The organism is Streptantibioticus parmotrematis (assembly GCF_019890615.1).
GTDB classification, from domain to species: domain Bacteria; phylum Actinomycetota; class Actinomycetes; order Streptomycetales; family Streptomycetaceae; genus Streptantibioticus_D; species Streptantibioticus_D parmotrematis.
In genome coordinates this window covers 215057-238190 of the sequence record NZ_JAINVZ010000004.1, presented here as the reverse complement: position 1 = coordinate 238190, position 23134 = coordinate 215057, and the positions used below count along the sequence as shown (strand labels likewise).

18 protein-coding genes are annotated in these 23134 nt (G+C 73.4%); 10 read left to right on the top strand and 8 right to left on the bottom strand.

Features of this window, described 5'->3' with window-relative positions:
* Positions 1-607: 607 nt before the first annotated feature.
* Both K7472_RS08375 and afsK read left to right on the top strand, forming a co-directional pair.
* Positions 608-1462 carry a VOC family protein gene (locus tag K7472_RS08375; RefSeq protein WP_222975664.1) on the top strand — a complete coding sequence of 285 codons (855 nt, stop codon included), beginning with the start codon at positions 608-610 and terminating at the stop codon, positions 1460-1462.
* A 581-nt stretch (positions 1463-2043) separates the two neighbouring features.
* Positions 2044-4509 (top strand): serine/threonine-protein kinase, encoded by a 2466-nt coding sequence (gene afsK, locus K7472_RS08370; protein ID WP_222975662.1) that lies wholly within the window; start codon positions 2044-2046, stop codon positions 4507-4509.
* Between the two features lie 155 nt (positions 4510-4664).
* Here afsK and K7472_RS08365 read toward each other — a convergent pair whose 3' ends face one another.
* The 3 genes from K7472_RS08365 to K7472_RS08355 all read right to left on the bottom strand — a co-directional run bounded on the left by K7472_RS08365 (position 4665) and on the right by K7472_RS08355 (position 8431).
* Positions 4665-4811 (bottom strand): hypothetical protein, encoded by a 147-nt coding sequence (locus K7472_RS08365; RefSeq protein WP_222975660.1) that lies wholly within the window; start codon positions 4809-4811, stop codon positions 4665-4667.
* 268 nt (positions 4812-5079) lie between these two features.
* The gene (locus K7472_RS08360; RefSeq protein WP_222975658.1) at positions 5080-5265 is read right to left on the bottom strand and encodes a hypothetical protein; all 186 of its coding nucleotides are present in this window, start codon (positions 5263-5265) and stop codon (positions 5080-5082) included.
* Positions 5266-5437: 172 nt separating this feature from the next.
* Positions 5438-8431 (bottom strand): AfsR/SARP family transcriptional regulator, encoded by a 2994-nt coding sequence (locus tag K7472_RS08355; RefSeq protein WP_222975656.1) that lies wholly within the window; start codon positions 8429-8431, stop codon positions 5438-5440.
* Between the two features lie 328 nt (positions 8432-8759).
* Between K7472_RS08355 and K7472_RS08350 the strand changes: the two genes are divergently transcribed.
* Positions 8760-9488: an AMP-binding protein gene (locus K7472_RS08350; RefSeq protein WP_308013811.1), complete on the top strand. Its 729-nt coding sequence runs from the start codon at positions 8760-8762 to the stop codon at positions 9486-9488.
* A gap of 177 nt (positions 9489-9665) precedes the next feature.
* Here the strand turns inward: K7472_RS08350 and K7472_RS08345 are convergent, their stop codons facing one another.
* A complete protein-coding gene (locus tag K7472_RS08345; protein ID WP_222975651.1) occupies positions 9666-10280 on the bottom strand; it encodes a TIGR03086 family metal-binding protein in 615 nt (204 codons plus the stop codon).
* Positions 10281-10360: 80 nt separating this feature from the next.
* On the opposite strand from K7472_RS08345, the gene K7472_RS08340 reads away from it, so the two are divergent.
* Positions 10361-11176: an AraC family transcriptional regulator gene (locus K7472_RS08340; RefSeq protein WP_308013810.1), complete on the top strand. Its 816-nt coding sequence runs from the start codon at positions 10361-10363 to the stop codon at positions 11174-11176.
* A 131-nt stretch (positions 11177-11307) separates the two neighbouring features.
* Positions 11308-12435 (top strand): LLM class flavin-dependent oxidoreductase, encoded by a 1128-nt coding sequence (locus K7472_RS08335; RefSeq protein ID WP_222975649.1) that lies wholly within the window; start codon positions 11308-11310, stop codon positions 12433-12435.
* 97 nt (positions 12436-12532) lie between these two features.
* On the opposite strand, the gene K7472_RS08330 is transcribed toward K7472_RS08335, so the two are convergent.
* Positions 12533-13156: a hypothetical protein gene (locus K7472_RS08330; protein WP_222975647.1), complete on the bottom strand. Its 624-nt coding sequence runs from the start codon at positions 13154-13156 to the stop codon at positions 12533-12535.
* On the bottom strand, positions 13153-14598 hold the full coding sequence (locus tag K7472_RS08325; protein WP_372457940.1) for a CehA/McbA family metallohydrolase: 1446 nt from the start codon (positions 14596-14598) through the stop codon (positions 13153-13155). Before K7472_RS08325 ends, K7472_RS08330 begins: the two co-directional genes overlap by 4 nt.
* A gap of 91 nt (positions 14599-14689) precedes the next feature.
* Between K7472_RS08325 and K7472_RS08320 the strand changes: the two genes are divergently transcribed.
* Positions 14690-15640 carry an RNA polymerase sigma-70 factor gene (locus tag K7472_RS08320; protein WP_222975645.1) on the top strand — a complete coding sequence of 317 codons (951 nt, stop codon included), beginning with the start codon at positions 14690-14692 and terminating at the stop codon, positions 15638-15640.
* Between the two features lie 74 nt (positions 15641-15714).
* Here the strand turns inward: K7472_RS08320 and K7472_RS08315 are convergent, their stop codons facing one another.
* Together K7472_RS08315 and K7472_RS08310 are read right to left on the bottom strand one after the other, a co-directional pair.
* On the bottom strand, positions 15715-16842 hold the full coding sequence (locus K7472_RS08315; RefSeq protein WP_222975643.1) for a sensor histidine kinase: 1128 nt from the start codon (positions 16840-16842) through the stop codon (positions 15715-15717).
* The gene (locus K7472_RS08310) at positions 16835-17545 is read right to left on the bottom strand and encodes a response regulator transcription factor (protein WP_222975641.1); all 711 of its coding nucleotides are present in this window, start codon (positions 17543-17545) and stop codon (positions 16835-16837) included. Before K7472_RS08310 ends, K7472_RS08315 begins: the two co-directional genes overlap by 8 nt.
* Before the next feature lie 114 nt (positions 17546-17659).
* Here K7472_RS08310 and K7472_RS08305 point away from each other — a divergent pair, with 114 nt between their 5' ends.
* The 4 genes from K7472_RS08305 (at position 17660) to K7472_RS08290 (ending at position 23080) form a co-directional block, all read left to right on the top strand.
* Entirely contained in the window at positions 17660-18715 is a 1056-nt protein-coding gene (locus K7472_RS08305; protein ID WP_222976108.1) for an endonuclease/exonuclease/phosphatase family protein, read from the top strand.
* Positions 18716-18810: 95 nt separating this feature from the next.
* Positions 18811-19347, top strand: coding sequence for a GntR family transcriptional regulator (locus tag K7472_RS08300; RefSeq protein ID WP_222975639.1), 537 nt, complete (start codon positions 18811-18813; stop codon positions 19345-19347).
* A gap of 149 nt (positions 19348-19496) precedes the next feature.
* The gene (locus tag K7472_RS08295) at positions 19497-20318 is read left to right on the top strand and encodes a TIGR03619 family F420-dependent LLM class oxidoreductase (protein ID WP_222975637.1); all 822 of its coding nucleotides are present in this window, start codon (positions 19497-19499) and stop codon (positions 20316-20318) included.
* 149 nt (positions 20319-20467) lie between these two features.
* Positions 20468-23080: a bifunctional FO biosynthesis protein CofGH gene (locus K7472_RS08290; protein ID WP_222975635.1), complete on the top strand. Its 2613-nt coding sequence runs from the start codon at positions 20468-20470 to the stop codon at positions 23078-23080.
* Positions 23081-23134 lie beyond the last annotated feature (54 nt).

Sequence of the window (23134 nt, the reverse complement as noted above, 5' to 3'; positions counted from 1 at the left end):
CCTGGGAATGGCCTGTGGGAGTGGTGTGGGGTTCGTTCTGGTGACGCGGAATCGATCCGGGCGTCAGGAGTGGCCAGGACGCTCGATGGTGACGGCCGATCCGCTCTTGGGCGTCGCTTCGGGACAACTCCCTTTGCGCAAAGGCCATTTCTGCGCTGACTCTGCGCCGAACGGCTGTGGACGCCCGGAGGGATGGTGTGGGGTGCGGCGAGGAGGCGCCCTTTGTTGACAGGTCCCCCGAGACGGCATGAGGGGTCGGCGACGCGTCTTCGGCGGCGGGGGGCGACTGGGGGAGGGCGACGGCGGGAGGGCGGCTGGGTGTGAGGGGGACGGCGCGATGGCGGCTCCACGAGGGCGATTGCGTGAGGGCGATGGGATCGGGGTGATGGGATTGGGGTGATGGCGTGAGGCGATGGCATGGAGACGTCGGCCACGCGTGCCGCCTGGGTCAGCTCACGCGGTATGACGACATGCTCGGGATAAATTGATCACCTGTTCGAGTGGAGGTTGTCCACAGGCCGGGCGAAAGCCGTGAACGAGGAATAGCGTGGCTATCACGACATCCCCCCGGTCGAGGGGGATGCCTCGCACGGGAGGAGCCATGGTCATGGCGGCATTCGTTGAGGGGGAGCCCTGCTGGGCGGACGCGATGCTCCCCGACCTGGAAGCGGGCAAGCGCTTCTACGGAGAACTGCTGGGCTGGACGTTCGACGAGGGAGACGACGAGCGCCACTCCTACACGCTGGCCCGCCGGGACGACAAGATCGTCGCGGGCCTGATCGCCAAGCCCGACGGGCGCATGCCCACCGTGTGGAACGTCTACTTCGCCTCGCCCGATCTCCCCGGCACGGCAGCGCGGGTCCGCAAGGCGGGCGGTCAGATCATCACCGGTCCCGCGGTGGTCGGTGAGGCGGGCTCGCTGCTGATGGCCGCCGACCCCGGGGACGCGGTGTTCGGAGTCTGGCAGGGGGCGGGGCACGTGGGCTTCCAGGAGAGGAACGGGCCTGGCTCGTTCTGCTGGACGGAGCTGTACGCGCGGGACAAGGACGCGGTGGACCCCTTCTACCGGCAGGTCTTCGGCTTCGACGCGGAGCAGATCGGCCAGGCGGACGGCCCCTTCGATTACGAGGTGTGGACCGTGAAGGGCGAACGGGGGCCGGAGGGCGGGGGTGCCGTACAGGGGGAGGACGCGGAGGGGGAAGAGGCGGAGAGGGAGGAGAAGGTCTACGTGGGCGGCCGGATGCGCATGGGCGCGGACTCCCCCGCCGAGCTGCCCTCGCACTTCGTCGTGTACTTCGGCGTCGAGGACTGCGACCGGGCGGTGGCGACGGTCCGCAGGCTCGGCGGCAAGGTCGACCGGGAGCCCCAGGACAGCCCGCACGGCCGACTGGCCTCGGTCGTGGACAACCAGGGCACGCACTTCACGGTGATCGACATATCCAGGCGGACCGGGCAGGAGTAGGCACCCGCCCCGGCTCGCACGCCCCGGCCCCGGCGCCTCGGCCCCGCTGCCCGTGCCGCCCTCCGCCGGCCCGCCGTGCCCACCGCCCCCGCACGCCCGCAGGCCCGTCGTCTTCGCGAGCCTGCTGCCCGGCGCTTCCGCAGGCCCGCCGGGCCCGCCGCCCCCGCGCGCCCGCAGGTCCACCGACCTCGCGAGCCCGCAGGCCCCCGGACCCTGCGAGCCCGCCGCACCGCCGCCCCCGCCGCGCGTCGTCCTGCCGTACCGCCGTACCGACAATCCACCCCGCTGATATACACCGAATCAACCGATACATCCGACAAAAAGCCCTTTCCCCTCTTCTGTGGGCCGACTCGCCGTCTTCGAGGTAAGGGCGGGGTCGGCCGAAGTGCCCGGATGTGGTCTGACCTGCGGGTCCGTGGGGGCGCGGGGTGGACGGGGGCGGGGTGCGCCACACGGGCGCGCGCCCCGGGTTCGCAACCGGGACGTATCCCAGGAAGAATCAGCAGCCGACCCCGGGGCGGTCGGCGGTGAGTGGTCGCCCGGGGCTGCAAGAATTCGGGGGACGGGGAGGTGGCAGGGCAGTGGTGGAGCAGCTGACGCAGCACGACCCGAGACGGATCGGTCCTTTCGAGGTCCTCGGGCGGCTCGGCGCCGGCGGCATGGGCTTGGTCTATCTCGCCCGCTCGGCGTCCGGCCGACGCGTGGCGATCAAGACGGTGCGTGCCGAGCTGGCGGAGGACCAGCTGTTCCGGGTCCGCTTCACGCGCGAGGTCGAAGCGGCGCGGGCGGTCAGCGGCTTCTACACCGCCGCGGTGGTCGACGCCGATCCGCGGGCCGCGGTGCCGTGGCTCGCGACCGCCTACGTACCGGCCCCCTCGCTCGAGGAAATAATCAACGAGTCGGGGCCGCTGCCCGCGCAGGCGGTGCGCTGGCTGGCGGCCGGGATCGCGGAGGCGTTGCAGTCCATCCACGGTGCGGGGCTGGTCCACCGTGACCTGAAGCCGTCCAACGTGCTGGTGGTCGAGGACGGCCCGCGGGTGATCGACTTCGGCATCGCGAGCGGGGTGTCCAACACCCGGCTGACGATGACCAACGTGGCCGTGGGCACGCCCGCGTACATGTCGCCCGAGCAGGCGCGGGACTCGCGCAGTGTCACCGGGGCGAGCGACATTTTCTCGCTGGGGTCGACGCTGGTGTTCGCGGGGACGGGGCACGCGCCGTTCCGGGGTGCCAATCCGGTCGAGACCGTCTTCATGCTGTTGCGTGAGGGGCCCGATCTGACCGGGCTGCCGGACGAGTTGCGTCCGTTGATCGAGTCGTGCATGCGGATGGAGGCCGGGCACCGGCCCAGTCCGGCGGATCTGCAGGCCCAGTTGGCGCCGCACCTGTTCTCCCCCGCGGACGACGGTGGGACGGTCTCCGCCTGGTTGCCTCCGCACGCGGTCGCGATGATCGAGCAGCGCAGCGGCCGTCGCAGTGCCGCCGCGGCGGCCGCGGCAGCGGCGGCCGGAGCGCCCGCGCGTGCCGCGGCGTCGCCGCGCGGCCCGGCCGTCGGCGCCCCCGTCGGCCCGGCATCGCACCCCGTGCCCCCGATGCCCGCGCAACCGCCCGCCCGGGGCGACCTGGTCGGTGCCGGCGGTGACGGCGGATCGGTCAAGCTCGCGGGAAACGTTCCGATAGGGCCCGGGCCGCGCGTGGCGGACGCCAAGGACCCGCGGGGCGCGGCGGCCGCCGGGGCCGGGCCCGCCATCGACTGGTCCGCGCGGGGCCACGGCCCCGCGCCCACCAACGCCCCCGCCCGGGACAACGCCCCCGCCCCCGCGCAGCACGCCAACGGCAGCGCCGCAGCGCACAACGGCCGCCCCGCGACGCCCCCGCACGCACCTCCACACCGCACCTCCCTCCCCGTCCAGCAGCCGGAGCCGCACCACCGCGACGTGCGCTGGCGGCCGTGGCGGTTCCGTATGTCCAACGACGTGTGGGGTACCCCGGCGGTCGCCGCCGACCGGCTGTACGTCACGTCGTTCGAGGTGCACGCGCTCGATGTGGCCACCGGGCAGCGGCAGTTCAAGACGCGTGACGTCGCCTGGACGATGACCGTCGAGAACGGCCGCATCCTCGCCTCGGACGGCCCGAGCCTGTACGCGCTGGACGCCGCCGACGGCGGTGAGCTGTGGCGGACCGCGGTGGACGGCTGGGTGTACGCGTTGCGGGCGGGCGCGGGTGTGGTCGTCACCGGAGTGCGCGGCGGCGGGGTGCGGGCCTGGGACGCGGTCACCGGCGAACCGCGCTGGGAGCGTTCCGGTGCGCAGACCGCCTTCGAGTCGCCGGACGCGGGCCCTGCCCTGGTCGACGGTGTCGTCTACTACCGGGGCGGTGGGCGGCTGTTCGCGCTGGACGCCCGCTCCGGCGCTGAGCGCTGGTCGTACCCGCTGGGCGAGGAGGCAGCCGGGACGATGCCGGTGCGGCCCGAGGTCGCCGACGGGCGGGTCCACGTGACGGCGGGCAGCCGGGTGCTCGCGCTGGGCGTCGCGGACGGCGCCGAGCACTGGCGCTTCGACGCGCCCGCGGTCCTCTTCGCGCCCCCCGCGTACGCCGCGGGTGGCGTGTACGCGGTGGACTACCTCGGCACGGTCTACGCACTCGACGCCCGCGGCGGTGCCGAACGCTGGCGGGTCGCGACCGAGGCCCGGCAGTCCGCGGAGCCGTTGCTCGTCACGGACGGCTTGGTCCACCTCGGCAGCGGCAGCGCGTTGTACACCCTGGACGCGGCGGTGGGCACGCCCAAGTGGCGTTTCCCGACGCAGAGCGAGGTGGTCGGCGCACCGGTCGCGGCGGAAGGGCGGCTGCACTTCGGGTCGATGGACCACTGCCTCTACACGGTCGACGCGAGCACCGGCCAGCTGCGCTGGAAGCTGGAGACCGGCGGCGAGATCACCGGCGCACCGGTCGTGCGGGACGGCGTGGTGTACGCGTGCAGCAAGGACCGCTGCGTGTACGCGCTGGACGCGGGAAAGGGCACGGGCTCCCGCAGGCAGGAAGCCTGAGGCGGGAGCCCGGTGAGCCGCGCGGGGGCGCCCGGCTCACCGGGCGCTGTGCGGGCTCTTCGTGAGAACGCGAGAAATCTTCGTGAGAACGCGAAAAAAGGGGTGGCGACGGACCCCCCGGTGCCGTCGCCACCCCGCTCAGGGGCAGGGCCTTGTCAGCCGGACGCCCAGTTGTCGGGCTGGACGGCCGCGCTGATACCGGTCGGCGTGGACGCGTTGGCCGCCGTCGCCGGTATCACGATGGCGGCGACGATTGCCGCCGTCCCGGCCACCACGAGGGCGGCCCTGCGTATGAGACTCATTGTCTGCTCCATGGTCGGAGTGGCTGATTCCGGAAAAGGGCGTACGCCGGACACCGGCCGTGGCGCCCCCTCCGCGCTACGGCCGGCATCGCGTACGCGGTGAACGCGCCGTGTACGGCCCTTACTTGGTCCGGGTTCCCCCGTTCACGTGCTTCCCCCGCGGGCCCCGTTTGTCCCCCGTCCCCGTTGTTCCCCCGTGTCGTTCTCCCCCGTACCCCCGTGTTCCCCCGTTCCCCCGAGGAGCTCCGAGCCGGCGTCGCGGCTGGGATCAGCCGTTCTGCCAGTTGTCAGGGCCGATGACGGGCTTGCCGTCCTTCGGCGTCTCCTCCGCTTCCTCCACGGGAGCGGGCGGCTGCTCCTTCGGCGCGCGGTTCCCCAGCAGGTCGCCGACGCCCGCGCCGAGGTCGAAGCCGGGACGCTGCCCCTTGCCGTCGTTCGGAATGTTGGTGTCCATGCGGTTCTCCCCGTTGGTGTTCTCGGAGCCCGATGCCCGCCTGGTGGCGACCCCCGTGCGTCACCAGGCGAGCGATTTCGCTGTGATGGAATCCTGGCAGCAGTCGATAAGCAACCGATAAACGGGGGTGGTGATCCCGTTGACCAGGGCTGTTTCGGGGCGAATCGGGCGTTCAGACCGCCAGAGCCGACGCTGCGGGCCGCTCCAGGAGTAGCCGCAATTTCTGCGCCTCGCCGCTCTTCGGGTCGGGGGACGAGTCCAGCGCGTCCCGCCAGCAGGCCCGGGCGCGGTCCGGCTGGCCGATGCCGTCCAGCGCGTGGCCCAGAACCGTGAGCGCGTACGTCCTCATCCAGTGACCGCTGCCCTCGTTGAGCAGGACGAGTGACTGCTCCGCGTGCGTCGCGGCCAGCCTGAAGTGGCCCGCCGTGAAGTGGACGTCGGCCATCCGGTAGAGCGTCAGGCCCTCCCACAACGGTTGGCGGGCGTCGCGGAAGATGGCCAGCGCCTCGTCCAGCGCCGTCAGCGCTTCGTCGAGGCGGCCGCTGACCGTCAGGGCGATGGCCAGGGCGTAGAGGCTGTTGCCCAGCCGGTAGCCCGCGCCGATCCTGCGCATGAGGGTCACGCCCTGCTCGGCCGCGTCGATCGCGGCGTCGGGCTGGCCGAGTTCGATGCGGACTCGGGCGATGTTGCTGAGAGCGGACGCCGCGCCGTGTTCGTTGTGGTCGTCCCGGAAGGACCGCAGCGCGTGCAGGCAGTACTCCTCCGCCTCGGCGAACCTGCGCTGGTCGCGAGCGATCAGACTGCGCAGGTTGGGGGCGTAGCTGCAGGTCAGCAGATCCTCGCTGGCGAGGCCCAGCAACTGGGCGCGTTGTGCCTGGACATCGGCCTCCGCCCAGCGGCTGCTGGACCAGCTCTGGATGCGCCCGAGCAGCACCCGCGCCCGGCCTTCCACCAAGGCGTCCCCGCTCCCGGTGGCCGCCGTCGCCACCGCCTGGGCGCACTGCTCGTAGGCGCGGGCGTGAACGCCGGACTCCATCAGGTTCTGCGTCATGAACAGCAGGTCGACGGCCCGCCGCAGGCATCCGGCCCCCGTCGTCCGCTCCGCGCGTACGGATTCCTCCCCGGGCTGCCGGACCTGCTCGGCCCCCGAGGCGCCGGAGGCCTGCCGTACCGCGGCCAGCACGCCTGTCGCCTCCGTGAACAGCCACTCCAGGCTTTCCGCCTGGGTGGTGAACGTCCGTCCCTCCCGCGAGGTCGGTGCCATGTGGGACAGGACGCGGTCGCCCGGGTTCTCCATCTCGTAGGCGCTGGCCGCCGTCGCCAGGTAGAAGTCCAGCAGCCGGGAGAGCGCCGCCCGGCGGTCCGCCGGGGTCTCGTGCTGCTCCGCGCGGTCGCGGGCGTACAGCCGCAGCAGGTCGTGGTAGCGGTAGCGGGCGGGGGCGGCGGATTCCAGGAGGCTGATGTCGACCAGGGCCTCCAGCAGTTCCTCCGCCTCGTAGGCGTCCATGTCGAGCACGGCCGCCGCCGCGTCCAGCGAGATGTCGGGGCCCTCGGGGAGCGCCAGCAGGCGGAACGCGCGGGCCTGGTGGTCGGCGAGCTGGCCGTAGCCGAGTTCGAACGTCGCCTTGACCGCCAGGTCGCCCGCCTTCAGCTCGTCCAGGCGGCGCCTGCTGTCGCTGAGCTTGCGGGCCAGCACGGAGACCGTCCAGGTGCGCCGGGTCGCGAGCCGGGATGCGGCGATGCGGATGGCCAGCGGCAGGAAGCCGCACGCGGCCACCACGTCCAGCGCGGCCTGACGCTCCGTCATCACCCGTTCCGTGCCCACGATCTTCGTGAAGAGCTGGAGCGCTTCCTCCGGGCTCATCACGTCCAGGTCCACCAGGTGCGCCCCCGCCAGGTCCACCATCCGCACCCGCGAGGTGATCAGCGCCGCGCAGCCGGGCGTGCCGGGCAGCAGCGGGCGCACCTGCGCGGCGTCGTGCGCGTTGTCGAGCAGCGCGAGCACCCGGCGGCCGTCGAGCACCGAGCGGTAGAGCGCGGCGCGGTCCTCCAGGCCCTCCGGGATCGCGGCGTCCGGCGTGCCCAACGCCCGCAGGAACGAGGCGAGTACGGTCTCCGGCTCGGACGGCCTGGCGTCCTGGCCTTGCAGGTCCACGTACAACTGCCCGTCGGGGAAGGCGTCGCGGGCCGCGTGGGCGACGTGGACGGCGAGCGTGGTCTTGCCGACGCCGCCGATGCCCGCCACCGCGGACAGGGCCATGACACCCGAATCCGCCGTGGACAACTCCTCCACCAGCTCGTCGACGAAAGCGGTCCGGCCGGTGAAGTCCACTACCGCCGCAGGGAGTTGGGCGGGACGCACGGCCGAACCCGCGGCCGGGGCGTCCTCGGCGCCGGTGGGCTGCGCCGCCAGATCGGGGTCGGCGCGCAGGATGCGCTGGTACAGCTCGTTCAGCTCGGCGCACGGGTCGACGCCCAGCTCCTCCGCGAGCAGCCGCCGGGTGTCGGCGTAGACGCCGAGCGCCTCCGCCTGCCGGCCGCTGCGGTAGAGGGCGAGCATCAGCAGGGCGCGCAGCCGCTCCCGCAAGGGGTGTTCCGCGGACAGCGTGGTCAGCACCGAGACCGCGTCGGTGTGACCGCCGAGTTCCAGGTCGAGTTCGAGGCGGGTCTCCAGCAGCGCCAGCCGCCGTTCCGACAGCCGGGTGCGGTACGCCTCCGCGTACGGCCCGGGCAGCCCGGCCAGCGGTTCGCCGTCCCACAAGTCCAGTGCGTGGGCCAGCAGTTCGCGGGCGCGCGCGGTCTCCCCGCCGGCCCGGGCCTTCTCCGCCTCGACGGCGTACTCCTCGGCGCGCGTGACGTCGAGGGTGTCCGCGCCGGTGCGCAGCGCGTAGCCGCCGGACTCGGAGGTGAGCGCGTCCGCACCGAGCACCTTGCGCAGCCGGAACGCGTAGGTGCGCAGCGCCGCCAGCGCGCTGTCCGGGGGCGCCTCGCCCCACAGCGCGTCGATGAGCTCGTCGGCGGTCGCGGTGCGGCCACCGCGCAGCAGGAGTGCGGCGAGCAGGGCACGCTGCTGCGGCGAGCCCGCGGGCAGCGTCTCCTCGCCCCGCCATGCCCGTACCGGGCCGAGGAGCGCGAAGCGCAGTCCCGGCGCCGTTCCGCCATCCATGACGAACTCCGTTTCCCACCGGCCGGTCGCGCGCTGCCGACCGTGTATATCGATCGTTCATCGCGAGCCGGGACCATCTGACAGGTGTGATGAGCGCAGCCGCGTGACGGCCAGTTTGCCCTGTCGTACCGGGCGCGGTCACCTCCTGGCGGGCGGTTGTACGCCAATCAGCGCGAATTGATCGGAATGCCACGTTCCGTGTGTGAGGCCAGTGGGGGAAAGGAGTGTCGGACCTGTCATGTGCTCTTGGTGTACACCGCCGGAGAGGTCGGTGCCGACGGCGTGGGACAGCGTCCAGGTGCCGGACCCGGCGAGGATGCGAGCGGTCGTGACCCCGGGCAGGATGCTGCGCAGGCGCGCCGCGGAGGCGCCTTTCGCGGTGCCCTACGGGGCGCTGCCGGGCGCCCCGTTCGCGGCGACCGCCGCGTGCAGCTATGCCGAACTCGACCGCCGCGCCCGCGCGGTGGCCGCCCGGCTCGGCGGCGCGCTGCCGCCGGGCAGCCGGGTGCTGCTGGCCTACCCGCCGGGACCGGACTTCGCGGGCGCCTTCTACGGGTGCCTGTACGCGGGAATGGTCGCGGTGCCGTACGCGCTGGGGGAGGGACGCTGCGCCGAGGGGCTCGCGGCGGCGGTCGAACTCGTCTCCCCGGCAGCCGTGTTGACCGCCTCCGACGGCTGGTCGGCGCTGCCGGTGAACCGGGACCGGGTGCCGGTGCTGGAGGCCGACGGCACGATGGTCGGCGGCCGTCCCGTGCTTCAACTCGCCGACCGCTGGCGGCCGGTGGGGATACTGCGCGGCGCGGACGCCTACCGGCGCTACGTGCCCGGCGCGCCCGGCGAGGCCTTCGCGGGCCGCATGGAGCCCGCGTTCAGCCACGGCGACCTGCTGCACGTGCTCGGCGAACTCCAGGACGCCTGCCGGATCGGCGTCAAGGACGAGGAGTTGGGCTGGATCGCGTCGGTCCACGGCGTGGACGACGCGGTCTGGCGGCTGCTGCTCCCGGTCCACGAGGGCCGCGTCGTGTGGGAGACGCAGGGGCCGCGCGGGGACGGGTGAGGGCCCGGTGCGCGGCTCCGCGGCACCCGGTTCGGCCCACGGCCGGCCCGTAACGGCTCGACGCCGGCCCGTAACGGCTCAACGCCGACTCGCATTTGGCTTGAATCAGGCGCCGAAGCGGGCGCACGCCGGGGGCGCACGGGGGCAGGTATCAGCCGTACGGGAGCAGCAGAACCGTTACGCCAGGTACGTCATGCCCTCGGCCCGCGGCGGCGCCCAGCCCGGGTCGCGGCCCGAGAGCCCGAGCGCCCGGTCGAACGCGGACGCCCCTTCCGGGACGGCCACCGGATCCGCGAAGCCGTCGTACTGCCGGTAGACCGGCGCGTACTCCTCGACCACCGCGAGCACCGTCGTCGCCGTGGACGGCGGGCAGGGGAAGTCCTGCCCGGTCGCGCGGGCCACGTCCCAGCCGTGGACGACCATCTCCTTGAGGATCATGGAGAAGATCGCCTCGGCCGGCATCGTCGTCCCGCCGCCGAGGTCTACCTCCCCACGCCACGCCTCCGGCTCCGCCCACGCCGCCACCGCGCGCTCCAACTGCTCCGCGTAGGCCTGCGCCCACTCCGGGTCGGCGGTGAAGTCGCGTTCGGTCAGCGCGGGCGGCAGCGGCTCGCGGCGAGCGCGGTGCTCAAGGCCGTGCGAGGTGTACAGGACCCAGTGGTCGACCAGCGCGCGCACGTCGAACTTCGCGCACGGCGTCGCGTCGTCCAACTGCTCGCGGCGCACCCCGCGCGCCGTGCGAACGGCGAGTTCCGCGGCCGCGACCATCTGCCCATAGAGCGTCTCGTTCATGGTCACGACGCTAACGCGGCAGGTCAGCGGCGGTATTGAACAAACGCGACAACGGCCGCCGACCGGATTACGCTGCCAGGGTGACCACCCCCGGCATCGGGCGCGGGGTGCTGCGGCCGGACCTGGCGGCGCGGCACTTCGAGCTGCTGCGCGAGGAGCCGGACGACGACCTGGCGCCGTACGTCGAGTTCCACTGGGTCGTGCGCTGGGACCTGCGCGGGCGCCCGGCGCACGACCAGCGCGTGCTGTCCCACCCCAACGTCCACCTGGTCTTCGAGCGCCCCCAGGCCGCCGTGTACGGCGTCAACCGCGGTGTCTACGCCCACCACCTCACCGGCGCCGGGCACGTCTTCGGCGTGAAGTTCCGCCCCGGGGCCTTCCGGGCCCTGTTCGACGGGCCGGTGGCCGCGCTCACGGACCGCAGGGTGCCCGCGGCGGACCTGTTCGGCGAGGCGGTCACGCGCACCGAACGCGTGGTGCTCGGCGCCCGCGACGTCGCCGTGATGAAGCGGGCGGCGCAGGACTTCCTGCGCGGCGTGCTGGACGGTGCCGTGCCGGATCCGGCGGCGCGTGAGGCCGCCGCCCTCGTGGACCGGATCGCGGGCGCCCCGGCCTTGCTCCGCGTCGGCCAACTCGCTACCGAATCAGGGCACTCCGTACGGACCCTGCAACGGCTCTTCGCGGAGTACGTCGGCGTGCCCCCGAAGTGGGTGCTGCGCAGGGCCCGGCTGCACGAGGCGGCGGCAAGGGCGGACAGCGGCGCGGCGGTGGACTGGGCCGCGCTCGCCGCGGACCTCGGCTACGCCGACCAGGCCCACCTGGTACGGGACTTCACCGCGGTCGTCGGGGCGCCTCCGGCCCGGTACGCGGCGGGCGGCGACGCCTCCGGCACGTAGCGGGCGTTCCCGAGGCGCGGTTGGCAGGAACCGGCCTGCCCGTTCCCGGTGCGCCGCGTCCCGTCATCGGGTAGGACCGACCTGAGCGCGCCCGGGTGTCGTCCGGGCGTCGCCAAGGGGGAGGCGGAGCAGTGGAGTTCGGGATCTTCGTTCAGGGGTACGTGCCCGCCGGGCGGTCGAGGACCGACCCGGAGGCCGAGCACCACGCGCTGCTGGAAGAGGTGGACTACGTCGTCGCGGCCGACCGCGCGGGCTTCAAGTACGCGTGGGCCAGCGAACACCACTTCCTGGAGGAGTACTCCCACCTGTCGGCCAACGACGTCTTCCTCGGCTACCTCGCGCACGCCACCGAGCGCATTCACCTCGGCTCCGCCATCTTCAACCCGTTGCCGCAGGTCAACCACCCCGTCAAGGTCGCGGAACGCGTGGCCATGCTCGACCACCTCACGCGCGGGCGCTTCGAGTTCGGCTCCGGGCGCGGCGCGGGCAGCCACGAGGTCCTCGGCTTCCTGCCCGGCGTCACGGACCTGGACGTCACCCGGGAGATCTGGGAGGAGACGATCGCGCAGTTCCCCCGGATGTGGCTGAACGACACCTACCCGGGTTTCGAGGGCGCGCACTGGTCCCTGCCGCCGCGCAAGGTGCTGCCCAAGCCGTACGGGCCCGCGCATCCCGCGATGTGGTACGCGGCCGGGTCGCCGTCGTCGTACGCGATGGCCGCCCGCAAGGGCCTGGGCGTGCTGGGCTTCAGCGTGCAGAGCGTCTCCGACATGGAGTGGGTCGTCGACTCCTACCGGACCGCGGTCCGTGACGCGGAGCCGGTCGGCGCGTTCGTCAACGACAACGTGATGGTGACCACGACGGCCATCTGCGCGGAGACCTCCGCCGAGGCCCGCGAGGCGGCCGTGCGCGCCGACCTCGGCTACCTGCACTCGTTGCTCTTCCGCTACCACGACACCTTCCCGCGTCCCGAGGGCGTCCCGCGCTGGCCCGAACGGCTGCCGGAGTACACGCCGGAGATCATCGACCTGCTGATCGCGGAGGAACTGCTGATCTGCGGCGACCCGGGGGAGGTGCTGGCGCAGTGCAAGCGCTGGGAGGCGGCGGGCGCCGACCAGCTGGCGTTCTGCCTGCCCGTGGGGCTGCCGCGCGAGGAGGCGCTGACGACGATCCGGCTCATGGGCGAACACGTCATTCCCGCCCTGGACACGGACCCGATCCACCGCACGACCCGCCTGCGCGGCACGGCGACGCCCTGACGCGCGAGGGCGACCGGCGCCCCTCACCGCCCCGCCGACCGGCGACCCTCGCCGCCCCGCCGGCCGGCGTCCTCACCGCCCCGTCGACCGGCGACCCTCACCGTCCCGCCGACCGCACCGCCGTCCCGATCAACTGGTGTGCCGTCGCCGGGGTGTTCGCGGCGAAGTGGAGGCGGGTGGCGTGGTGCGTCGTGCCGTTCGCGAGGCGGACGGTGTGCGGCTCCCGCAGCTCCACGGTGACGTCGGCGGTGCCGCTGACCGTGCACAGGAGCGAGCCGGGGCGGTCCGGGATCCCGCGGACGCCCAGACCGCTCGCCGACGTCAACTCCCGCCGTACGGAGGCGATCGCGGACAGCGGCACCTCCACCTCGCCCAGCGGCCCCGCGCTGAGCCGCAGCGTCGTCGCCGTCAGCACGTGCGGGCGGCGCTTGGTGGTGGCGACGAACGCGAGGAAGCAGTCCGCGAGCAGCGCCATCCACAGCAGGTGGAACGCGCGCCACGAAGGCGGCAGCATCGAGACGTCCATCAGACCCTCCGCCAGCAGTTCCGTGGCCAGGACCAGGCCGACGGTCGTGCGCAGGGGGCCGGAATGGCCGATGACGGTGTGCCCGCGGCGGACCGCGTCCAGGGGGCGCCGGGCCAGCCACGCGGTCAGATCGCGCGACGCCGTGACGATCAACTCCCGCCCACGCGGGGCGCGTACGGTCGTCGTCGGGTTCATCGTCCGCCTTCCGTGGGCGTGTCGAGCAGCCGGATCGGGTTGGTCAGCGCCGCCATCGTTCCGTTGCCCGCGTGCCGTACCTCCGCGCGGACGTACGCGGTCGCGGCGGACGTCGTGCGCCACTCGACGCGCTCGGCGAACGCCAGGTGCGTCTGGCCCTCGTCGGTGACCAGCCGCACGACGGGGTCGGGCACGCCGGTGACGGTCAGGGTGACGGCGACGGGCTCGTCGGCGCGTACCGGCAGCGTGTCGCCGACGCCCGCCCGGGCACCACCCTCCGCGACCGCCTCGAACTCCACGTCGAGGTCGGCCGATTCGGCGATCCAGCTGCGGCCCGCCCGCAGCCCGTCCAGGATCGCGCCGCGCTCCAGCGCGTCGGCGCGCACGACCGTCTGTGGGAGGCCGACCACCTGCGGTTCGCGGTGCGCGTCGGAGTTGCCCATCGCGGGCAGCACGCGGTGGCCCAGCAGGTTGTCCCACGTGGCGAGCGCCGCCTCGTCGTCCAGCGTCCAGGTGCCGTTCCAGACCTCCACGGCGTCGGCGTGCTCGTAGCCGAACTTCCACTGGCTGCCCAGGTGCAGGCCGTACGGGTGCGCCGGGACGACGAGGCCGCCCGCGCGGCGGATCGCCCGCGCGGTGCGGGCGAAGGCGTCCTCGTCGCGGGCCCGGAAGCGCCAGTCGAACCACGTGCCCGGGTCGGTGCCGAGGGCGAGCAGGTGGCCGTTGCGGGTGGTGATCTCCTCGCCGGTGAGGATCAGCAGGTCGTCCCCGGCCTCGGCGGCGAACGCGGCGTGCGCGGACGTGGTGTTGTGCTCGGTGCTGACGATGAAGTCCAGGCGGGCGGCCCGGGCGGCGGCGGCCAGTTCGGCGGGGGTGCGGGAGCCGTCGGAGTGCACGGTGTGCAGGTGGCAGTCGCCGCGGTACCAGGAACGGCCGCGGCCGGGAGCGCGGGACGGGGGATAGGCGGGGGCGGGCGCCGGAGGTCCGATCGCGGGGGCGTGGTGCAGGGTGACGTGGATCTCGTACGGGAGGCCCTGCGGGGCGACGGTGTAGGGGCCGAGCAGGACGCGCCACGTCCCCGGGGCGATCGGGCCGGGGAGGTAGCCGGGCGTGGCGTCGCGCTCGCCCACCCGGAAGGAGTCGCGGGCGCCGCCCGACCACCCCCTCAAGCGCCCGTCCGCGTCGAGCAGGCCGATGTCGCAGGCGTTCCCCAGCGTCCCGTCCGGCACGTCGGGCCGCGCGTACGCGTACGACACGGCGATCTCCCGCACGCCGTCCGGCACGGCGAACGGCACCTCCACGAAGTCCCGTGCGCCGGGCGGCAGTTGCCCGCGCAGGACCAGGGTGTCGTCGTCGCCGCTCGGCTGCTGCGTCACGCTTCCCAGCGTAGGCGAGGCGGCGCGGCGCGGGCATGAGCCGGCATGCGGCGTGACCGGTGTCACCCGCCCCGGTGTCACACTCTCCGTGGGCGCGATGTCCACACGTCGCGTTGGGACGCGCGTGAGGACGACGACGAGCCATGCGGGGTGAGCGGTGAGCGAGGACGACCGGGGGACAGCCGGAGGCGGCGACGGGGCCGCCCGCGAGTTCGCCGAGTGCCGGCCGCTGCTGTTCACGATCGCGTACGAGATCCTCGGCAGCGCGGTGGACGCCGAGGACGTCGTGCAGGACAGCTACCTGCGGTGGCACGCGGTGCGCCGGGAGCAGGTCGAGCACCCGCGCGCCTATCTGGTGCGTACGGTCACCCGCCAGGCGCTCAACCACCTGCGCGCGGCGCGGCGGCGGCGCGAGGACTACGTGGGGCAGTGGCTGCCCGAGCCGGTCCGCACCGCGCCGGACGTCGGCGAGGACGTCGCCCTCGCGGAGTCGGTGTCGATGGCGATGCTGCTGGTGCTGGAGACGCTGGGCCCCGACGAGCGCGTGGTGTTCGTGATGCGGGAGGTGTTCGGTTACCCGCACGCCGAGGTCGCCGAGGCGGTCGGCAAGTCGGAGGCGGCGGTACGGCAGATCGCGCACCGCGCCCGCGAACACGTCCGCGCCCGGCGCAGGCGCTTCCGGCCCGATCCGGGAACGGCACGGGAGGTCGTCGACCGCTTCCTGCGCGCGGCCGGAACGGGGGACGTCGAGGCCTTGATGAGCCTGATGGCCCCCGACGTGGTGCACATCTCGGACGGCGGGGGCCGCGCGGCCGCCGCGTTGCAGCCGGTCAGCGGCCGGACGCAGGTCGCGCGCTTCATCGCCGGGATCGCACGGACCACCGGGCTGGGCGCGGACGCCGAGTGGACGAGCTGCAACGCCATGCCCGCGCTGCTGCTGCGCACACCGGACGGCCTCGACTCGGTCCTGGTCTTCGAGATCGACGAGGGCCTGATCCACGGCATGTACGCGGTCCGCAACCCGGAGAAGCTCGGCGGGGCACTGGTCTCCCGCCCGCTGGCCAGGACGGAGGAGCCCCGGACGGACCGGCCGCGGACGATCGGCTGAGCAAGGCCTGGTCAGGTCGGTCAGACCGGTCGGGCCCGGTCAGGCCGGTCAGTCGGTCGGACCGGTCAGGTCGGTCAGCCCGTTCGGCGGCGGTCGGGGGGCGGGTCCGCCGCGGGAAGTTCCACGGTGACGCGCAGCCCGCCGGCGGGGCGCTCGGTGAGGGTGAGCGTTCCGTCGTGCGCGCGGGTGATGGTCTCGACGATCGCCAGCCCGAGGCCGACGCCCGCGTGGTGGGTGCGGACGCGTTCGGAACCGCGCTGGAAGGGTTCGGTGAGCGTGGCGAGCAACCGCGGGGGAACCGGCTCGCCGGTGTTCTCCACCGTCAGCACCACACCGGTGGGGGCAGGGCCGGTGCTCACCCACACGGTGCCGTTCCTCGGCAGGTTGTGGACGATCGCGTTCTGCACGAGATTCGTGGTCAGTTGCAGCAGCAGCGCGGGCGATCCGGACGCGGGCGTGAGGTCGGCGCGGATCTCGACGGTGACGCCGTGTTCCTCCGCGAGAGGCAGGAGCGTCTCGGTGGCCTCCTCCACCACGAGCGACAGGTCGACCCGCTCCCGCGTGAAGGACCGCTGCTCGGCGCGGCTGAGCAGGAGCAGCGCCTCGGTGAGGCCGATCGCCCGGGCGTTGACGGCGTGGAGGCGGTCGAGGACTTCGCCGGTGTCCCGCTCGGGATCGGCGCGGGCCACGTCGAGCAGTGCCTTCGAGATCGCCAGCGGCGTGCGCAGCTCGTGGGAGGCGTTGGCCGCGAACCTCCGTTCCTCGGCGACGTGGGCTTCGAGCCGCGCCAGCATCGTGTCGAAGGCGTCGGCGAGTTCGCGGAACTCGTCCCTGCGGCCCGGCAGCCGGATCCGGTGCGAGAGCGAACCGGCGGTGGCCAGGCGGGTGGCGTCCGTGACGGCGGTCAGCGGGGCGAGCATGCGCCCGGCGAGGATCCACCCTCCCGCCAGGCCGAACGCCAGCAGGAGCGCCAGCACCGCGGCGGCCCTCGGGGCGAAGACGTGCAGGAGGCTGGAGCGCACGGGGAAGACACCGTGGAGGGAGGTGCCGGTGGAGCCGGGGATGATGAGCGCGCGGTCGGGGACGTAACGCAGCAGGAACGCCCACACCGCCGCGAGCAGCAGCACCCCGGCCACCATGAGGAACCCGGCGTAGCTGAGCGTCAGTTTGAGACGAACGCTCGTCCCCGGTGCCCTATCCACGGCCGCCTCCCTTGCGGTCGCTCCCCTCGGGCGGCGTGCCGGCGCGGTGGTCGATGCGGTAGCCGACGCCCGGCACCGTGGCGATGATCCAGGGTTCGCCGAGCCGCTTGCGCAGCGCGGACACGGTGATGCGCACCGCGTTGGTGAAGGGGTCGGCGTTCGCGTCCCACGCGCGCTCCAGGAGCTCCTCGGCGCTGACGACACCGCCTTCGGCCGCGACGAGGACTTCGAGCACGGCGAACTGCTTGCGGGTGAGCGCGATGTAACGGCCGTCCCGGTGGACCTCGCGCCGGAACGGGTCCAGCCGCAGGCCCGCGATCTCCCGCACGGGTGGCCTGCTGTGGGCCCGCCTGCGGTCGAGTGCCCGCAGCCGGAGCGCGAGTTCCTGGAGTGCGAAGGGCTTCGTGAGGTAGTCGTCGGCACCGAGGGCGAAACCGGACGCCTTGTCGTCGAGACGGTCGGCGGCGGTGAGCATGAGGATCGGCATGCCGCTGCCGGAGGCCACGATGCGCGCGGCGATCTCGTCACCGGACGGCCCGGGAATGTCACGGTCGAGGACGGCGATGTCGTAGGAATTGACGCTCAGCAGCTCCAGCGCCCTGTCACCGTCGGCCGCGATGTCGGCCGCGATCGCCTCCAGGCGCAACCCGTCGCGGACGGCTTCCGCCAGAAAGGGTTCGTCCTCGACGAGCAAGACGCGCATGCCCCTGATGGTACGAGTGGGCGCATATCGTCCGCGTATCGAAATTCCCATACGCGCCGACAACACCACGCCGCGTTGTCTGGCGGCATGAACGAACCGAGCCCGGAAACGACGATGGACGAAGGCCGCGGCGGGAGCGGTACCGCTCTCCGCCGCGAGACCGGTACCGGTCGGCGTGGGGCCCGGCCGGCACCGGGCGTCCGCCGGGGACCGTGGAGGCGCGGACCGGTGCTGACGGCGGCGGCACTGCTGCTCGGGCTGCTCATGCTGCTGCACGCCGAGATCCCGAACGGGTTCGGGAACGTCGGAAGCCTGGTGGAGACCTTCCTGCCGTGGTCCGGCGTGTTCGTCCCGCTGCTGCTGGCCGGGGCGCTGTGGCGCCGCTCCGCCTCCGCGACGCTCGCTCTGCTGTTGCCGGTCGTGGCGTGGCTGAACCTCTTCGGCGGGCTGCTCGTCGACAAGTCCCACCCGGGCGGCGACCTCACCGTGGCCGAGCAGAACGTCGACGCGGGCAACCACGACCCGGCCCGCACCGCCCGCGCCCTGGTCGCCTCCGGCGCGGACCTGCTGGCCCTGGTCGAGCTGACCCCGCAGGCCACCAGCACGTACGAGAAGCAGCTGGCCGACGCGTACCCGTACCGCACGGTGATGGGCACGGTCGGCCTCTGGAGCAAGCTGCCGCTGTCGGACACCCGGCCGATCGACATCATGGACTACGGCCCGCTGGCGGCCACCAAGCCGGCCGCCGAGAAGTCGGCCGCGAACCGGGCGCTGCGCACGACGGTGACCACGCGCCACGGCGCGCTGACGGTGTACGTCGCCCACCTGGGGTCGGTACGGGTGAACCCCCGGGCGGGCTTCTGGACGGCCTCGCGGAACATCGGCGCGCGGACGCTCGGCACGGCGGTCGCGGCCGATCCGGGCAGGCGGGTCGTGCTGCTCGGCGACCTGAACGGCACCACGGACGACCGCGCGCTGACCGGGATCACCTCACGGCTGCGCTCGGCCCAGGAGGTGGCAGGGAACGGCTTCGGCTTCACGTGGCCGGCGGCGTTCCCGGTGGCGAGGATCGACCAGATCCTGGTCCGCGGCGTACGGCCGGACAGCTCACGCGTCCTGCCGGCCGACGGCAGCGACCACTTGCCGGTGACGGCCACGCTCAGCTGGTGAACATCCGGCCCGTTGGCACTCCGTGAAGCACGGCGTGATGGCGCCCGGCCGCCTAGCGTGAAGACGGACAGGACCGGGATGCAGGGAGGGCACGCGTGGGCGAAGTTGTGTGGGTGGGGAGTTCGACGCCCTACGTGCGGCCGCGTGCGGACGGCGAAGCCGAGCCGTGGGCCGAGGAGGCCGCCGCGTCGGGCGGGAAGGGCACGCAGCGGATCACGTTCGCGGGCGAGGTGTCCGCACCGGCTGTCGTGGCGCGGCTGCTGGGCGAGGACGGCGCCGTGGTCGTGCGGCGCAGGGTGATGTATCTCGATGACGTGCCCACCGAACTCACCGACACCTACTACCCGACCCGGATCGCCTCGGGCACCGCGCTGGCCCGTACGGGGAAGATCCGCGGTGGCGCGGTCATCCTCCTGCGCCAACTCGGCCACGTGGGGCGGCGCGTCGAGGAAGAGGTGAGCGCGCGCATGCCGACCGCGGAAGAACGCGACGCGCTCGGCCTGGCCGACACGCAGCCCGTACTGACCCTGACCCGCCGCACCCTGGACGCGGATGGGCGCCCTCTTCAGGTCGACCTGATGGTCTTCCCCGCCCACCGCCAACGGCTGCGCTACGAAATGACCCTCGCGTGACCGACGACCTCCAACCTCCAGCGTGACGGTGCGCCCCGCCTCTCTGGTCGAGGTGTGCCCGCGCCCTGCGTGCGTTGCGGTGGTTTCGCCGGGATGATGGAGCCGTCGTCGTCCAACGGAGGCCTTTCGGAGGCCGTTCGGAGGTGCTCGTGCGGATCGCTGTCGGCGCGTTTCTGACCGACGAGACCATTCGTCCCGTGCGGCTCGCGCGGGAGTTGGAGGAACGCGGGTTCGGCGGGCTCTACCTGCCCGAGCACACCCACATCCCCGTCAGCCGTGACACCCCCGCGCCGATGGGCGAGCCGCTGCCGCGGGAGTACGGGCGCACCCTCGACCCCTTCGTCGCGCTGGCCGCTGCCGCCGTCGTGACCACCCGCATCGGGCTCGGCACCGGCGTCGCCCTCGTCGCGCAGCGCGACCCCATCGTGCTCGCGAAGGAGATCGCCACGCTCGACCTGCTCTCCGACGGCCGCTTCACCCTCGGCGTCGGCCTCGGGTGGAACGAGGAGGAAGCACGCGACCACGGCGTCGACTGGCCCCGCAGGCGCACCGCCGTCCGGGACAAGGTCGCCGTCATGCGCGCCCTGTGGGCCGCCGAACCCACGCCGTACGAGGGCGAGTTCGCCTCCGTCAGCGCCAGCGACGCCCACCCCAAGCCGCACCGCCCCGTCCCCGTGCTGCTCGGCGGCGCCGTCGGACCCCGCCTCTTCGCCGACATCGCCGCCTACGCCGACGGCTGGCTGCCCATCGGCGGGCGCGGCCTCGACGAGTCCGTCGCCCGCCTGCGCCACGCCTGGAACGCCGCCGGACGCACCGGCGAACCCCGCGTCGTCCCCTACGGCCTGCGCCCCACCCACGACCGACTCGCCCGCCTGCGTGACCTGGGGATCACGGAAGCCGTCGCACAACTGCCGCCCGCCGGTACGGAGGACGTCCTGCGGACACTGGACGAGTACGCCCAGTTCCTGTAGACGCCGCCCCGGCGGCCCCCGGCTCCGGCGCCCCCGGCTCCGCCTCGCCTCGGCGCGCCCCCACCGCGCCATTATTCCTTCTCCACCTGTGACGAAGCGCGCAGCGCGGCCCCTCCGCCGCTGTCGGTGGTCGCTTCTATGCTCGGATCATGAACAGCAGCAGCCTGCCGGGACGTCCGCCCGAGGAGCCGACGCCGACCGCCAACGCGATGCGCCGCGCGCTGGGCCGGGTGCGCTCCGGGGTCGCGCTGGACGTCTCCGAGGCCGCCGTGCTGCTGCGGGCGCGCGGCGAGGACCTCGACGCGCTGACGCGGGCCGCCGCGCGCGTGCGGGACGCGGGGCTGGACGACGCCGGCCGCCCCGGCGTCATCACGTACGCGCGCAACGTCTTCATCCCGCTCACCCGCCTGTGCCGCGACAAGTGCCACTACTGCACCTTCGTGACCGTCCCCGGCAAGCTGCGCAGGGCCGGGCACGGGATGTTCCTTTCGCCGGACGAGGTGCTGGACATCGCCCGGCGCGGCGCCGAAGCGGGCTGCAAGGAGGCGCTGTTCACCCTCGGCGACAAACCGGAGGACCGCTGGCCCGAGGCCCGCGAGTGGCTCGACGCGCACGGCTACGACGACACCGTCGCGTACGTGCGCGCCATGGCGATCCGCGTGCTGGAGGAGACCGGGCTGCTGCCGCACCTCAACCCGGGCGTGATGTCGTGGACCGACTTCCAGCGCCTCAAGCCCGTCGCCGGTTCGATGGGCATGATGCTGGAGACCACGGCGACCCGGCTGTGGTCCGAGCCGGGCGGCCCCCACCACGGCTCGCCCGACAAGGAGCCCGCGGTCCGGCTGCGCGTGCTCCAGGACGCCGGGCGCACCAACGTGCCGTTCACCACCGGCATCCTCATCGGCATCGGCGAGACGTACGCCGAGCGCGCCGAGTCGGTCTTCGCCATCCGCTCGGTCGCCCGGCAGTACCACGGCGTGCAGGAGGTCATCGTCCAGAACTTCCGCGCCAAGCCGGACACCGCGATGCGCGGCATGCCGGACGCGGAACTGGACGACCTGGTCGCCGCGATCGCCGTCGCCCGGATCGTCCTGGGCCCCTCCGCCCGCATCCAGGCCCCGCCCAACCTCGTCGCGGGCGAGTACGCGCGCATGATCGCGGCGGGCATCGACGACTGGGGCGGCGTCTCACCGGTCACCCCGGACCACGTGAGCCCCGAGCACCCCTGGCCGCACATCGAGGAACTGCGCGCCCGCACCGCCGAGTCGGGCTTCACGATGCGCGAACGGCTCACCGTCTACCCGGAGTTCGTCCGCCGCGGCGAGCCCTGGCTCGACCCGCGCGTGCTGCCGCACGTGAACGCGCTGGCCGAACCGGGCACCGGGCTGGCCCGGGAGGACACCGTGCCGCGCGGCCTGCCCTGGCAGGAGCCCGAGGACACCTTCAGCGTGAGTGCGCGCGGCAGCGGCCGCACCGACCTGCACACCGCCATCGACACCGAGGGCCGCTCCAGCGACCGCCGCGAGGACTTCGACGAGGTCTACGGCGACTGGGAAGCCTTGCGCGAACAGGCCGGTTCCGCCGCGCCCGACCGCATCGAGGCGGACGTGCGCGCCGCGCTCGCCACCGCCGCCGACGACCCGACGCGGCTGACCGACGCCGAGGCGCTCGCCCTGCTGCACGCCGACGGGCCCGCGCTGGACGCGTTGTGCCGCATCGCGGACGACGTGCGCCGCGACACCGTCGGCGACGACGTGACGTACATCGTCACGCGGAACATCAACTTCACCAACGTCTGCTACACCGGCTGCCGTTTCTGCGCCTTCGCCCAGCGCCGCACCGACGCCGACGCCTACACCCTGTCCATCGGCCAGGTCGCCGACCGCGCCGCGCAGGCCTGGGAGGTCGGCGCGACGGAGGTGTGCATGCAGGGCGGCATCCACCCCGACCTGCCCGGCACCGCGTACTTCGACATCGCCCGCGCCGTCAAGGAACGCGTCCCCGGCATGCACGTGCACGCGTTCTCGCCGATGGAGGTCGTCAACGGAGCGACGCGCACCGGCATGTCGGTCCGCGACTGGCTGACCGCCGCCAAGGAGGCGGGCCTCGACTCCATCCCGGGCACCGCCGCCGAGATCCTCGACGACGAGGTGCGCTGGGTCCTCACCAAGGGCAAGCTGCCCGCCGCCACCTGGGTCGAGGTCGTCACCACCGCGCACGAACTCGGCATCCGCTCCTCGTCCACGATGATGTACGGCCACGTGGACCAGCCGCGGCACTGGCTGGGCCACCTGCGGCTGCTCGCCCGCATCCAGCAACAGACCGGCGGATTCACCGAGTTCGTGACCCTGCCGTTCATCCACACCAACGCACCCGTCTACCTGGCCGGCATCGCCCGGCCCGGCCCGACCACCCGCGACAACCGCGCGGTGACCGCGATGGCCCGGCTGCTGCTGCACCCGCACATCCCCAACATCCAGACCAGCTGGGTCAAGCTCGGCACCGAGGGCGCCGCCGAGATGCTGCGCTCCGGCGCCAACGACCTGGGCGGCACGCTGATGGAGGAAACCATCTCCCGGATGGCCGGGTCGAGTTACGGCTCGTACCGCTCGATCCGCGACCTGGTCGCCATAGCCGAGGCGGCCGGGCGCCCGGCGCGGCAGCGCACCACGACGTACGGCGAGGTCTCCGGGGAACGGCAGGCCGCCGGGCTGGCCTCCGACGGCCACCTGCCGCAACTGCTGCCGGTCGTGGGGGACTAGAGCCCGCGGCCGGGCGCCGTCCGCCCGGCCCGGTCCGGCCGCTGTGCGTCTGGC